This is a genomic window from Desulfovibrio sp. 86, assembly GCF_902702915.1.
Taxonomy (GTDB): domain Bacteria; phylum Desulfobacterota; class Desulfovibrionia; order Desulfovibrionales; family Desulfovibrionaceae; genus Desulfovibrio.
This window is the reverse complement of record NZ_LR738849.1, coordinates 1,601,010-1,614,612: the sequence shown is the minus strand read 5'-3', so window position 1 is coordinate 1,614,612 and position 13,603 is coordinate 1,601,010. Positions and strand designations below refer to the sequence as shown.

Sequence of the window (13,603 nt, the reverse complement as noted above, 5' to 3'; positions counted from 1 at the left end):
GCGCTCATGACGGGCCTGGTATGGGACTTGCGGGATGGGCTGCGGCAAAGTATGCTGCGCAACCAGAGGTAAGCATGCAGACAGACGAAAAAAAAGAGCGCCAGTCAACAGTTTTCAGCGGATCGGGCGGCAAGGCGGAAAGCGGTTCCGCCAGGAAGCGTCCCGTGTCCGGACAACCCTGGTACGCGGGGCAGTACAAAGACGCCCTTTTATACCTTATGATCGCCATTTTCTTTGTGGAGCTGGTGGTCGGCGGGGTAGCCTTTTTTTATGGCGTCATGCATGCCGCCCCCGAAGTGCCGGGCGGCCCGCCGCTGGCGCGCTTTCCCTGGCTTGTCTGGGCTCTGGCCGCCGTTCTCGCTCCTGTGGGGCTCATACTGATAGTGCATCTTGCCGGAACCTGGGTTTCGCGTTTTCTTGGGCGTGAGGCCCGCGATCTGGGCGGCGCGGATGGCGGAGGTCCCGCAGGCGCTTCCAGCGACGCGGATCAGGTGCCCGAACGCCTGCAACGCTTTTACGCCATTATCCGCAACGCCCCCACAGTGGTCGTGCTGTTGGGCATTCTGCTGCTCGGCGCGGCGCTCTTTTTTGTGGACGGCGCGTTTACGGCGCTTGTGGGGCTGGGCCAGCTGCTTACGCCCTATATCCCCTGGATAGCGGGCAGCCTGGCGGCTATGATCGCCGTGTGCTACCTCGTGCATCGCCTGTTTGTGTACCGCCACCACCGCATGCAGCAGGAGTTCGCCTACCGCCGTGAGGTGCTGGAGCGCACGGGCATTGTGCTGGTGGACAAGAACTGCATCCCCCTGCCGCAAAGCGAGGAGCAGCGCCTTGCCCTGGGCGAGGCCCGCGTGGTGGACGCGCAAGCGGCCCTGCCCCCTGTGCTTGATGCGGATGCGCAGGCAGCGCCGCCGTCAGGCCCGAACGCATCGGGAACAGGCGCGAACGGGGGGAACACGAACGGGTCAAATGTGTCTGAACCTGGCGCATCCGGCGGCACCATTGCTGATGAAGAAATAACAGACGCTGTAATCATTACGCCTGAAAAGCCTGCAAGCAGGCCTGATGACGGCGCGGCGGCAAAAAAGAACTGACTGGCGCAAAAATTTTAGTATAAACTCGAAAAACCGGGTAAAGCGATGTTTTTGAAAATGCGCTTTACCCGGTTTTTTGATTTTCAATTCCAGGTTTGTTTCTTTGGGGGGGCTGCGCGGCGGGCGGCAGAAGGGGGCCTGTTAGGGGCTGCCGCCCCTCCGAGGCCCCCTCTGCACTCCCCCCGGACGACCCCGCTGGGTTTGTCGTATGTCTCCACTCCCACGGGTCAGCCTTCAAGGGCCTTCCATATCCCGCTATCCCACGAGGGCTGCGCGGCCGCCGCTTCGGGAGCTTCCTTCGCGCCGCGCAATGCCATCGTGCGCCGTCGCGTTGAATGAGAGATTGGGGGCGTCGGGGTGCTGTAAAAAGTTTCAGAAATGGCGCTAGTTATTGAGGAAAGGGACGTTGCGATGAAGGGTTTGAATTTTGGGGCTGGTCGTTCAATACGTGGATTATGCTCTGTTGGTGTGGGGTTGCAATCTGGCGCTCTAAAAGAAAGCAAAAACGAGTTTGTCCTTTGCGAGGCGGCTTGTGTGCCCTGCGGGCACGGGGGTTTATCTTTTTCTGTTGTTTGGGCCGCCTCCGGCGGGGGCAAGGCGGGGCCGGTTATGGGGCTGCGCCCCCTTCTCGGCCCCCCTTGCATCCCCCCCGAAGCACCCCCCTGTTCTACCCTGACCAACAAATGCTTTTTTCGGGGGCGGCTATGCACGAACCTCGCCGACGTGTCGGCTTCGGTTCTTTATGACGCCGCCCCCGGCAGCAATACGCTCCCTGCCTGAGAAACAGCACTCCTGAGAAACAGCACTCCTGAGAAACAGCACTCCTGAGAAACAGCACTCCTGAGAAACAGCACTCCTGAGAAACAGCACTCCTGAGAAACAGCACTCCTGAGAAACAGCACTCCTGAGAAACAGCACTCCTGAGAAACAGCACTCCTGAGAAACAGCACTCCTGAGAAACAGCACTCCTGAGAAACAGCACTCCTGAGAAACAGCACTCCTGAGAAACAGCACTCCTGAGAAACAGCACTGGTTATGTGCTTTGTTTGCGAGGCAGAATTTTGGGGAGGCATGCTTAATCTGCTGTTTTTTAACGCAAGAAAAAGATCATGCCCAAGCCCGAATCTTTTGGTACTTCTTCAGCCAACCAGACGTCTCATGTCCTCTCATTCAACGCGAACCTGCACGCTGGCATTGCGCGGCGCGCAGGGAGATCACCGAGCGCAGCGAGGAAGCTCCCGGAGCGGAGGCCGCGCAGCCCTCGCAGAATGGTGGGGTATGGAAGGCCCTTGAAGGCTGACCCGTGGGAGTGGAGAGATGCGACAAGCTCAGCGGGGTCGTCCGGGGGGAGTGCAGAGGGGGCCTCGGAGGGGCGGCAGCCCCTAACAGGCCCCCATCTGCCGCCCGCCGCGCAGGCGGCCCAAGCTAAATTAAAGAAAAGCCTTCGTGCCCGCAGGGCACACAAACCGCCTCTCAAAGGACAGGCCGGGTTTTTATGCTTCTAGAGCGCCCGCCGCGCAGGCGGCCCAAACGAAGAACCCTCCCCTGAGGTCATGTCATCCTTTGCGGCATTGTTTACAGCTTCGCCACGTCTCCTAATCCGCGCTGTTCCAGCGCCAGATCCGCCAACGCGTTGACGCAGGCCGCCGCCACGGCCGAGCCGCCCTTGCGTCCCAGCAGGGTAAAGTGCGGCCACGGGCTGCGGCGCAACAGTTCCTTGGATTGCGCCGCGTTCACAAAGCCCACGGGCATGCCCACGATGAGGGCCGGGGGCGGCGCGCCCTGATCCAGCACGTCCAGCAGGCCAAGCAGGGCCGTGGGCGCGTTGCCGATAACCATGATATGCCCGCTCATCTGCCCGGCAAGAGATTCCAGCCCGGCGCGGGAACGCGTTGTTTTTTTGGCTCGGGCAAGCTCGTCCAGCCCCGGCAGGGCCATGATGGGCGTGACAGTGACGCCCAGAGGCGTCAGACGACGCATGGGCAGCCCGGCGGCGGCCATGCGCGTGTCGGTGTACACCGTGCAACCACGCATAAGGGCAGCCACACCAGCTTCAAGACCTTTGGCGCTCAATCTGAGGTCGCCCAGAATGTCCGTATCGCCAAGGGTGTGGATGCAACGGCGGGCCACCTGCCAGAGCGGGCCTTCAAAGGGGCGCGGCGGCGGCAGCTCCTGATCGATGATGGCAAAGGAACGGTTTTCTATATCCTGCGGCGTGCAGGCGGAATCCAGTTCCACTGAAGTCGTGTGCGTCATGTTGAGCCTCGGCAGGCCGGGAGCAAACCCGTCTGCGTGGTTAGGGCAGGGGCGTGGCTGTTTTGAGCCAGGCCCGCCAGAAGGTGCGCGCGCCCTCAGGGTAGCAATGCAGCCAGGTTCCGGCAACTGAGCCGCAGCGGCAGCCCTCCTGACGCAACAAAACCCCCTTGCTGTCGTGCAGTTGCCAGAGGGGGGCGCAGCGCGGGGGCAGCGGCCCGTCATCCTCACGGGCATAGTGGAATTCGTGCCCGCGCACCCAAAGGGGGTTGGAGCCGGGTCTGGAGTCCGGCTGACCTGCGAAACTTGTTGTCAGGCGGGCAGCGCGTTCGGGCCAACCGGGCAGGGCCAGGGCGGCACGATAGCCCAGAGCCGCTCTGGTTTTGCCAAGAACGCAGCGCAGGGGCAAAAGTCCGGCCATGGCGTATTCCCGCAGTTCTGGCTGGTCCTCCATGCGCAGGGAGCGCATGAGATAGATATAGCCGCCGCATTCGCCGTAGATGGGCAGGTTTTGTTGCGCCAGCGCCCGCAAGCGCCGCAGCATGGGGAGATTGGCCCCAAGTTCTTCTGCGTGCAGTTCGGGATAGCCGCCGGGGAAATAGAGTCCGGTGCAGCCCTGCGGCGGCGCGGCGTCGCGCAAGGGAGAAAAGGGCACAACGTCCGCGCCGAGTTCCGTCAGCAGGGCGGGCAGGTCGGCATAGCAGAAACTGAAGGCAGCATCCCAGGCCATGCCAATGAGGGGGCGGGGCGCTCCCCGCGTCGATCGCGCTTTTGTGGACGCAACCGTGGCAAGGCCGGGGGCGAACAGGTTTGCTGCATCCTGCTGAGGTTCTTGATTGTCTGCCTGTATTGCGGAGTTGCGGATAGTCGTTGTGCCCGGCTGGCTCGGCGGAAAAAACCGGGTTGCCAGAGCGGACTCTGGCATGGCCGCAGGGGGGGCTGAGATCGTTCGACTTACTGTGGCGGGGGTGCCTCTGTCTGCCAGATTTTTAGAGAGCGCCGCCACGCCGCCGGTAGCGCGCAGCCGCAGGCCCCTTTTTGCAATGCCTGCCGTTCTTGCGCCGCACATGCCCTCAGGCTCATCCCCGCTCTTGTCCTCGCATTTGTTCTCGCGCCTGCCCACGCGCTTGCCCTCGCATGTGTCCCCGCGCTGGCAGGCGTTGTTTGTATCTGTTTTTTCCGGGCTGCCACTTGCCGCCCCTCGGGATGGGACGCTGACAACACCGGCCAGTTTGAGCAGGGCGTCCAGGCGGCAATTCTCTTCAAGCCAGTGGGTCAGCGCGTCCCTGTCCAGTGCGGGCAGGGCTTCGCGGACTTCCACAAGGCCAAGATGGCGCGATTGCAGTTCTGGAGCGCCCTTGCGGGGCAGCAAGGCCAGCAGGGGGACGTTGTCTGATTTTTCCAGCGGTTTCAGGGCGTCGGCAATGATTTCGGCATGGCGCTGGCTCCCGATATGGGTGCAGACAATGCCCAGAAAGCGCGGCGGCGTGCTTTTGGCGTTGAGCCATTGGGGCTTGTGACGCAGATAGCCTTCCACCAGGGCGGCGATGGACTGTCCAAGCCCGGCAGCGCTGCATACGAGAAGGATGGGCAGATCAAGCAGCGCCGCCAGATGGGCCGTGCTGCCAGCCCCGGCGTGCCCGCCGTCGTACAGGCCCATGGCGCCTTCAACCAGCAGCAGGTCTGGGGCGCGGCCCGTGCCGGAGGGGCTTGCCGCCATGCGTTCGAACACGGTTTGCAGTCCCTTGGGCAGGCCTTTGCCGCCCGCGAAGGGCTTTTCGTCGGGAGTCGCGGGGGCCTGACGACACATCCAGGCATCCAGATTGGCGGCGGGTTGACCTGTTATGGCAGCGTGAAAGGCGGCGTCTATGTAGTCAGGGCCGGTTTTGGCGGCGCGTACGGCGAGGCCGCGAGAGGCCAGGGCGCACAGAAGGGCAAGAGTGACTGTGGTCTTGCCCGTATTGCTGCCCGTACCGCCGATGACGATGCCGGGTATGCGCTGTGGAGCGTTGTGCATGACAGAAGCTCTCATACCCATCTGTTCCGGCAATAAAAGTTTTAGGGGGAGGGGGCGTGGGGGAGGAGACCCTTTTACAAAAGGGTCCCCCCCCCACAAAGCGCTTCCTCTTCCAACTCCAACGTTCAGCTTTCAGCGTTGTCGCAGGGCTTCGGCTATGATGGCGGCGTCTTCCTGGGGCCGGGCCTTGAGGCCAAGCTCGGCGTGACCGCCGGAGCATATGAAGCCTTGCGGTCCCAGTTCGAGAAAGCCGGCGGAGAGCACCTGGCCGTAGGGCAGTTGTTCGCGCATGTCTACGTGGTCCACCCGCCGGGGAAAGATAAAGGGCACGGCCTGACCGGAAAAGTCTTCAACTATGAGGTATTTCACGAGGCCTCCTCAGCGGTTCTGGCCTTTGCGCCGGTTTTGCAGGTACTGGCGCACGGCCTTGTTGTGGTCCGCAAGGTTGGTGGAAAAAACGTGTTCACCGCCGTCGGTGACAGCCACAAAATAGAGAAAATCGTGCTGTTCCGGCTTGATGGCGGCCTTGAGGGCGGCCATGCCGAATGAGCAGATGGGCCCCGGCGGCAGGCCGGGCCGTTGGTAGGTATTGTAGAGGTTGTTGGGGTCGTCCAGTTGGGCGCGGCGCAGGTTGCCGTCAAAATTGGGGCCAAGACCGTAGATGACGGTGGGGTCTGCCTGAAGGATCATGTCACGGGCGAGGCGGTTCTTGTACACGCCAGCCACGCGGGGGCGCTCGGCTTCAATGGCGGTTTCTTTTTCAACCACGGAGGCGAGGATCATCCAGGTTTTCAGCTGGTCCACGGGGGGCTTGGCGTCTCCGGGCCATACGGGAGCGGCCTTGCGCCAGAAGTTGTCCACCATCCGTCCGGCCACGCTGCGGGTCTGGGCCATATCCGGCTCATCCCCCTTTTTCAGCAGATAGGTGTCGGGCATAAGAAAGCCCTCGGCCGTGGCGAAGGGGATGCCGTAGTGGCGCAGAAAGTCCGGGTCCATGATTACCTTGCGAAAGTCGTCAAAACGGACGAGGCCCGCTTCTTCCAGCAGTTTGCCCGTCTGCCACCAGGTGAGGCCTTCGGGTACCGTAATGCGAAAGAGCACGGGCTGTCCGTTGACCAGCATGTCCAGTACTTTTTCTGGCGTCCAGCCGGAATTGAGGGCAAAGCGACCGGCCTGGAGGCGGCTGTCCCATTCCTTGTAGCGGGCCAGCAGGCGGAACTTGCGGGCATCGGTAATAACGCCCTTTTGTTCAAGGGCCGTGGCCACCTGGGCGAAATGCGCTCCGGGCGTCACGTCAAAAAGCACTTCCTGCCCGTCGCTTTGGGGGGCGGTGTTCAGAAAGGTATGGGCCTCGTAGGCAAGCCAGCCGCCACCGGCAAGGGCCAGCAGCAACAGCAGTCCAAGCAGGCGAAGAAATGTTTTCATGCGGGACTCCGCTCTTGCGGGGCAAGGGAAAGAAAGGACGAGAGAATACGCACGGCGGCCTGCTGGTCGAGCACGGCCTTGCGCTTGCGCATTTTCAGGCCAGCCTCGCGCAGATCCGCCCAGGCTTCTTCCGAGCTCAACTCCTCAAGCATATAGAAGAAAGGCAGGGGCACGCGGCGCTTGAGGCGTTGGGTTACGTTGCGTACCTGCCGGGTGATCAGGCTTTCTTCCCCGTCCTGCGTGAGGGGAAGCCCCATGACCACACCTTCGGCCCCGGTTTCAAGGATTTTTTCCGCCAGGGCGGCCAGAAACAGTTTGCGGTCGGCATAGTCTTGCAGGCGCAGGGTTGCCAGGGGAAAAGCCATGCGCCCGTCAGGGTCTGACACGGCCAGGCCCGTGCGGGCCAGGCCGTAGTCCACACTCACAAACTTCAATTACAGCCCCATTTTCTCGCGCACAAGGGCCATGGTCTGTCCTGCGAAGGCGCGGGCGCGTTCATTGCCGTGCGCGAGGATTTCGTCCACCCGCGCCGGATTGGCGTCCAGAACGGAGCGGCGTTCCTGAAGGGGAGTCAGGAAGGTTTCAAGGTTCTTGAGAAAAATCTTTTTGCAATCCACACAGCCCAGGGTGGCCCCTGTGCAGCCCTTGCGAATTTCGGCCTGTTCCTCGGGGCTGCTCAGCAGCACATGGTAGGGGAAGAGGTTACAGACGTCGGGGTTGCCCGGATCGGATTTGCGCAGGCGGGCTTGGTCGGTGAACATGCCGCGCACTTTTTCCTGAATGTCTGCCATGCGGTCGGACAGGAAGATGCCATTGTTGTAGCTTTTGGACATCTTGCGGCCGTCAAGGCCGGGGCACTTGGCGGCGGGGGTCAGCATGGCCTTGGGTTCGGGCAGGAGCTCGCCGTAGAGATAGTTGAAGCGGCGGGCGATCTCACGCGTCATCTCCATATGGGGCAACTGGTCTTCGCCCACGGGCACGCCGTGGGGGCGGTACATGAGAATGTCGGCCGCCATGAGCACGGGATAGCACAAAAAGCCCGCGTTGCCGAGGTCCTTGTTGCTGATCTGCTGCTGCTGTTCCTTGTAGGTGGGGTTGCGCTCAAGCCACGATACCGGCGTGAACATAGAGAGCAACAGGGAGAGCTCCGCATGTTCCTTGACTTCGGACTGACGGAAGATAACGCATTTTTCGGGATCAAGGCCAGCGCCCACCCAGTCCTTGACCATCTCGCGGATGTTCGTGCGGATCTTGGACGGGTCGGCGTAATCGCTGGTGAGGGCGTGCCAGTCAGCCACAAAAAAGTAGGCTTCTTCAGTGTATTGCAGCTCCACCCAGTTCTTCAACACGCCGAAGTAGTGACCAAGGTGCAGGGGGCCGGTGGGCCGCATGCCGGAAACAGTGCGCAGTTCTTTGCTCATGTGAGACAGTCCTTATGAAATTACAGAATGCCAAGCAGGGTCAGCAGGCCACGGGCGCTGCCACCCACCAGCGGCCCCAGCACCATGCCCAGCAGACCGGTGAACAGAAGGCCCAAAAGAATGAGAAAGCCGAAACGCTCAATGCTCAGATAGCGCAGCGCCGCGTTTAAGGGAAGAAAATAGGCCACAACCTTGCTGCCGTCCAGCGGGGGAATGGGCAGCAGATTGAGCCAGCCCAGGCCGAAGTTGATGATGACCCCTGCCTGCATGGATTTGAGCGCGAAAATGTAGAGGCTGCTGTGCTGCCACGCCACAGGCGGAAAAACGTTCAGGGTCAACCATAGCAGAACGCCGAATATGCCCGCCAGGATAAAGTTGGTCAGCGGGCCAGCCAGGGCTACCAGCATCATGTCCTTGGCGGGATTGCGAAAATAGCGCGGATTGACGGGCACGGGCTTGGCCCAGCCAAAAACAAAGGAGCCGGAAAGGCTCGTGAGGCCGAAGACCAGCAGTCCCATGGGGTCGATGTGCGGCAGGGGATTGAGGGTCAGGCGACCCATCATGCGTGCCGTAGGGTCGCCACAGCGCGAGGCCACCCATCCGTGAGCCACTTCGTGCAGAATAATGCCCAGAAGAGCGGGCACCGCCGCGATGGACAGCGTGCTCAGGGCTTGGGATATATCAAGATTGAACATTGTTGGCGGGTACCATTTTCCCTGCGGCGGGGCAACAGGTTTTGCCTGCGCCGGTAAGTGTGCGGCCTGCCCTGAAACTTGCGTCAGGCAAAGTTTCCAGTGTGACGCGGCAGGAACGGGCTATCCCGAAGAAGCCACCTTGCGGACAAGCACTTCGTCGCCGGGCCAGATATGCCGGTCAGGCGTGAGCAGCTGGCCGTTGCGGGCCACGAGGGCCGTTTCTTCCGCAAGGCCCAGAGCCGCAAGCAACTGGCGCGAGGTTTTGGGCCTGGGCAGTGAGAGGTACTTTTCTTCAGGTTGCAGCAATACAACGATGCGCGCCCCCGTGTGTTCAGGCTTGATAACCTTGCAGTGGGCGGGAATTTCCACAGGGGCGCGGAGGGGCCGCTGCTGGTCGTCTTGTGGGGTCGCTTGCATTTCCGTCATGGGTTCTCCTTCTCGGCTCGTGGACTACAAATATTCTTCAAGCAGTGTGCAGGTTTCGCATATCAGGGGAACGCACACTGTAGTGAACAGCTTTTTTTCCTTAATGACGGCAAGTTGTTGCGGATCAGTAAGGTCATGCCCCAGAACTCCCCTGCACTCGACGCTACCGTGGGCAGCGGCAAAAGCCGCCATGAAGGCGTCGCGGCGGCCGTACAGGTTCTGCTTTTGCTCGCGGCTGCGCGGCCCGGCGACGCCGTGCGCAAGGCCCATGACCATGAGCGCCCCGGTGACGCAGCCGCAGGTGCTTGCCTGCCCCATGCCGGAGCCAAAACAGGATGCCAGGCGCAGGGCGTCTTTTTCCGGCACGCCGAACCGTTCCGAAAAATGGCTCAGTACCTGCTGGGCGCAAATGATGCCCATATTGAAATCTTCCCGAACCGCATCAATATCCATTTTTTTGCGCATTGGCGATTCCTGCCCGGCGTCTTTGGCGCTTTTGGCAACGCTCTGATTAACGAGCCTCCTGGAAACGCGCAGTTATTTCGTTCGGCAAGGCGCGATCTTTTTTTGAAGCAGGAGTGGACTCTTCCGTCCTCGACCGTTTCAAAAAAGTGAAGCAACGCCGCCAAACGGAATACATCAGCGTTTACTTAGGCGCTGGCGTAGTAATAAATGATGGTCACAATCGTCATGCTGACCGCACGCAGCCCCTGATTTGCCAGAATGAGGCGCAGGGCCAGGGCAGGACGAAAAAAGCCGGAATACGAAGGCAACTGATGCCGTATGCCGCGCATGGGCGTGGACAGGATATTGCCCACCATCAGGGCCAGCACCACGTCGCGTGGCGAAAGGCCGCCAGTTTGCAGCACGCTGCCCGCCGCGCCAAGGGCCGCGCCCAGTTCCGCCGCGAGGTGCAGCACGATAATGCCCATGGCCTGCGGTTTTAAAAAGGAAAGCCAGGACATGTGCTGCGACAGCCATTGTTCGGCCACGGCGAAATAGCCGAACTGCTGCAAGAGGTACATAAGCACGTAGATGGGCGCGGTAAAGTACACAAGTTTGGGCAGGCGGCGCATAAAGCGCTTCCAGGCCTTGCGCAGCGCGGCGTTCCAGTCAGTGCGTTCGCTGCGGTCAGGCTTGCAGGCTGTACAGCCCGGGGGCGGCGGCGGCAGAATGCGCCGCGCCAGCACCACGGTAAAGGCGGTGCGGCCCACGGCGGCCAGCAGGGTAAGCCCCACGTATATCACGGCGGGCATGCCCAGCACGGGCCAGGTAAGCAGAAAGATGGTGGGCGTGTGCACCATGTAGGCTGGCAGGCTGTTGAAAAGGTTCGCCAGCATGAGTTCCTTGCCGGAAAGCTCGCCCATATTGTGGCTGTCTGACAAAAGGCCGTTGGCCGCCGCCGGGGAGACAAAGGCCAGCGAAAAACTGGCCCCGGCCACTTCACGCAGATGGGCCAGCCGTGCCAGGGGGGCCGCCAGGCGGGCCAGGTGGCGCGTCCAGCGCAGGGCCTCAAGCACATTTGCTATGAGCAGGCCAACCGCCATGCCCATGAGCAGGCGCAAGAGCGGCCAGCCAAGGGCATGCCAGAGCGCGGGCAAAGAAAACGCGGTTTCTGCGGAAAAAGGTTGGACTGGCATGGCTTTGCGGTATTGCGGTTTACGCTGCGGCGGTTAGGGTTTGTAGCCGGTATCCTGGGGCAGGTCGCGCCGACAGGCCTGGGCGCGGGCCAGAATGTCGCAACGCTCGTTTTCGGGGTGGCCGGCGTGGCCCTTGAGCCAGTGGAAGGTCACCTTGTGCTGCTTCAAGAGCGGCAGCATGCGCTGCCACAGATCCACATTGAGCACGGGTTTTTTGTCGGACTTGATCCAGTTTTTTTTCACCCATCCCCACAGCCAGCCCTTGCTCACGCTGTCGCAGACATAGCGCGAATCCGTGTACAGATCCACAAGGCAGGGGTTTTTGAGCAGGGTCAGCGCCTCGATAACGGCCAGCATTTCCATGCGGTTGTTGGTGGTGAGGGCATATCCGCCGGAAAATTCCTTGCGGTAGTCCTCATCGTCCAGCTTGAGAATGGCCGCCCAGCCGCCGGGGCCAGGATTGCCGAGGCAGGAGCCGTCGGTATGGATGGTCACTTTTTGCATTGTATTCCTTAGCTTGTCTGGCAGCGGCTCTGACGTTTTCCGTAACGTCCGTGAAGTGTTGGCTTCTTGTGGTCAGAGAACCCCGTATTGCGGATCAGCGCCGACACGGGCGCAGCATACACGGCATGGGGATGGTGGGCAATGGCGGCTGTGAGCAGCGAACACGCATCGCCCTTCCGCCCTTTCGGCGTAACTGGCCTGCAACGTGGAGGCCTACAACGCGGAGGCCAGAACCAGCGCAACGCGTTTGCGCAAAAATAAAATGACCGAAGCAAAGCTTCGGTCATGACGCAGGGACGCGGCGGGCAGCCGCCCCATGCGTGTGCTGGTGAGCCACGCTCGCCAGCAAATATTGGTGGAGCCATGCGCTCCGGCTGACCCGCAGACAAGGGCCCAAGCCCTGCCCGTGACACGATCAGGGTAACACGGAAATGCTTCATCTTTCAATGTTGCCATTGTGCCGAAAAATGCGATTTTGGCAAAATCCAGGCTGCGCGGCGTCGCCTGCTCACACAGCCGCCCCCTTCAGATCAAAGCACTCATGGCGCCATACCAAAATACAGTAAGAGTTTTGGGGGGAGGGGGTGTGGGGGAGGAGACCCTTTTGCAAAAGGGTCTCCTCCCCCACAGAGCATTTCTATCTGAAAAAACCCAGAGACAGCCTAATAGCGGTAGTGATCCGACTTGTAGGGACCGTCCACATTGACGTTGATATAGTCGGCCTGTTCCTGGGTGAGTCTGGTCAGCTTGACGCCAAGGCGGCCGAGGTGCAGGCGGGCCACTTCTTCGTCCAGTTCCTTGGGCAGGGTGTAGACCTTGTTTTCCAGCTTTTCGGTGGCCAGTTTGATCTGGGCCAGGGTCTGGTTGGTGAAGCTGTTGGACATGACAAAGCTGGCGTGGCCGGTGGCGCAGCCCAGGTTGACCAGGCGGCCTTCAGCCAGCACAACGATGCTGCGGCCGGACTTGAGGGTCCACTTGTCCACCTGCGGCTTGATGTTCAGGCAGGTGATGCCGGGCGTGTTTTCGAGGTAGGTCATTTCGATTTCATTATCGAAGTGGCCGATATTGCACACGATGGCCTCGTCCTTCATACCTTCCATATGCTTGCCGGTGATGACGTGGTAGTTGCCCGTGCAGGTGACGTAGATGTCGCCCTGGGCCAGCGCGTCTTCAATGGTGGTGACTTCGAACCCTTCCATGGCGGCCTGCAGGGCGCAGATGGGGTCGATTTCCGTCACCAGCACGCGCGCGCCAAAGCCGCGCATGGACTGGGCGCAGCCCTTGCCCACGTCGCCGTAGCCGATGACCACAACCACCTTGCCCGCGATCATGACGTCAGTGGCGCGCTTGATGCCGTCGGCCAGGGATTCGCGGCAGCCGTACAGGTTGTCGAACTTGGACTTGGTCACGGCGTCGTTGACGTTGATGGCCGGGAACAGCAGCTTGCCTGCGGCTTCCAGCTGGTAGAGGCGGTGTACGCCGGTGGTGGTTTCTTCCGAAACGCCCTTGATCCTGGCAGCCACCTTGTGCCAGTGCTGCGGATCTTCCTTGAGGCGCAGTTTGAGGCGGTCAATAATGCACTGCAGTTCCTTGTTGTCGGTCTTTTCATCAAGGATGGCGGGGTTGTTTTCAGCCTCGACGCCCTTGTGCACGAGCAGGGTGGCGTCGCCGCCGTCGTCCACGATAAGATCGGGGCCGCTGCCGTCGGGCCAGGTCAGCGCCATTTCAGTGCACCACCAGTAGTCCTCAAGGGTTTCGCCCTTCCAGGCAAAGACCTTGGCCATGCCCAGGTCGGCAATGGCGGCGGCGGCGTGATCCTGCGTGGAGAAAATGTTGCAGGAAGCCCAGCGAATGTCCGCGCCCAGGGCATGCAGGGTCTGGATAAGCATGGCCGTCTGTATGGTCATGTGCAGGGAGCCCGTTACCTTAAGGCCCTTGAGGGGCTTGCTGGGGCCGTATTTTTTGATGCATTCCATAAGGCCGGGAACTTCCCGCTCGGAAAGCTGCATTTCTTTTTTGCCGAAATCCGCCAGGGCCATGTCGGCAACCTTGTGCGACAGGCTCAGGTCAAGAGCTTTGGTCATGATATCTCCTATCCTTTGAAGTATTTTGAGTGCGTTAATGATCG

At 61.0% G+C, this 13,603-nt stretch carries 13 protein-coding genes; 1 reads left to right on the top strand and 12 read right to left on the bottom strand.

Going from position 1 to position 13,603, the window contains the following annotated elements:
- Positions 1–74 precede the first annotated feature (74 nt).
- Positions 75–1,094, top strand: a complete 1,020-nt coding sequence (locus DESU86_RS06780; protein WP_179980363.1) for a hypothetical protein — start codon at positions 75–77, stop codon at positions 1,092–1,094.
- A gap of 1,575 nt (positions 1,095–2,669) precedes the next feature.
- Here the strand turns inward: DESU86_RS06780 and DESU86_RS06775 are convergent.
- From DESU86_RS06775 to ahcY, 12 genes are all read right to left on the bottom strand, one after another.
- Entirely contained in the window at positions 2,670–3,350 is a 681-nt protein-coding gene (locus tag DESU86_RS06775; protein ID WP_179980362.1) for a precorrin-8X methylmutase, read from the bottom strand.
- A 40-nt stretch (positions 3,351–3,390) separates the two neighbouring features.
- A complete protein-coding gene (locus DESU86_RS14510) occupies positions 3,391–5,364 on the bottom strand; it encodes a nucleotide-binding protein (RefSeq protein WP_232088286.1) in 1,974 nt (657 codons plus the stop codon).
- 132 nt (positions 5,365–5,496) lie between these two features.
- Entirely contained in the window at positions 5,497–5,733 is a 237-nt protein-coding gene (locus DESU86_RS06760; RefSeq protein WP_179980360.1) for a hypothetical protein, read from the bottom strand.
- 9 nt (positions 5,734–5,742) lie between these two features.
- A complete protein-coding gene (mltG, locus tag DESU86_RS06755) occupies positions 5,743–6,789 on the bottom strand; it encodes an endolytic transglycosylase MltG (protein WP_179980359.1) in 1,047 nt (348 codons plus the stop codon).
- Positions 6,786–7,223: a Holliday junction resolvase RuvX gene (gene ruvX, locus DESU86_RS06750; RefSeq protein WP_179980358.1), complete on the bottom strand. Its 438-nt coding sequence runs from the start codon at positions 7,221–7,223 to the stop codon at positions 6,786–6,788. The genes mltG and ruvX overlap by 4 nt, the downstream gene beginning before the upstream one ends.
- Positions 7,224–8,210 carry a tryptophan--tRNA ligase gene (trpS, locus tag DESU86_RS06745; protein WP_179980357.1) on the bottom strand — a complete coding sequence of 329 codons (987 nt, stop codon included), beginning with the start codon at positions 8,208–8,210 and terminating at the stop codon, positions 7,224–7,226.
- 20 nt (positions 8,211–8,230) lie between these two features.
- Entirely contained in the window at positions 8,231–8,905 is a 675-nt protein-coding gene (locus DESU86_RS06740) for a site-2 protease family protein (protein ID WP_179980356.1), read from the bottom strand.
- 120 nt (positions 8,906–9,025) lie between these two features.
- Complete coding sequence (locus DESU86_RS06735; protein ID WP_232088432.1) at positions 9,026–9,331, bottom strand: hypothetical protein; 306 nt, start codon at positions 9,329–9,331, stop codon at positions 9,026–9,028.
- 24 nt (positions 9,332–9,355) lie between these two features.
- Positions 9,356–9,796 (bottom strand): C-GCAxxG-C-C family protein, encoded by a 441-nt coding sequence (locus tag DESU86_RS06730; RefSeq protein WP_179980355.1) that lies wholly within the window; start codon positions 9,794–9,796, stop codon positions 9,356–9,358.
- 185 nt (positions 9,797–9,981) lie between these two features.
- On the bottom strand, positions 9,982–10,971 hold the full coding sequence (locus tag DESU86_RS06725) for a hypothetical protein (RefSeq protein WP_179980354.1): 990 nt from the start codon (positions 10,969–10,971) through the stop codon (positions 9,982–9,984).
- A 33-nt stretch (positions 10,972–11,004) separates the two neighbouring features.
- Positions 11,005–11,475, bottom strand: a complete 471-nt coding sequence (gene rnhA / locus DESU86_RS06720; protein ID WP_179980353.1) for a ribonuclease HI — start codon at positions 11,473–11,475, stop codon at positions 11,005–11,007.
- A 662-nt stretch (positions 11,476–12,137) separates the two neighbouring features.
- Positions 12,138–13,559 (bottom strand): adenosylhomocysteinase, encoded by a 1,422-nt coding sequence (ahcY, locus tag DESU86_RS06715; protein WP_179980352.1) that lies wholly within the window; start codon positions 13,557–13,559, stop codon positions 12,138–12,140.
- Positions 13,560–13,603 lie beyond the last annotated feature (44 nt).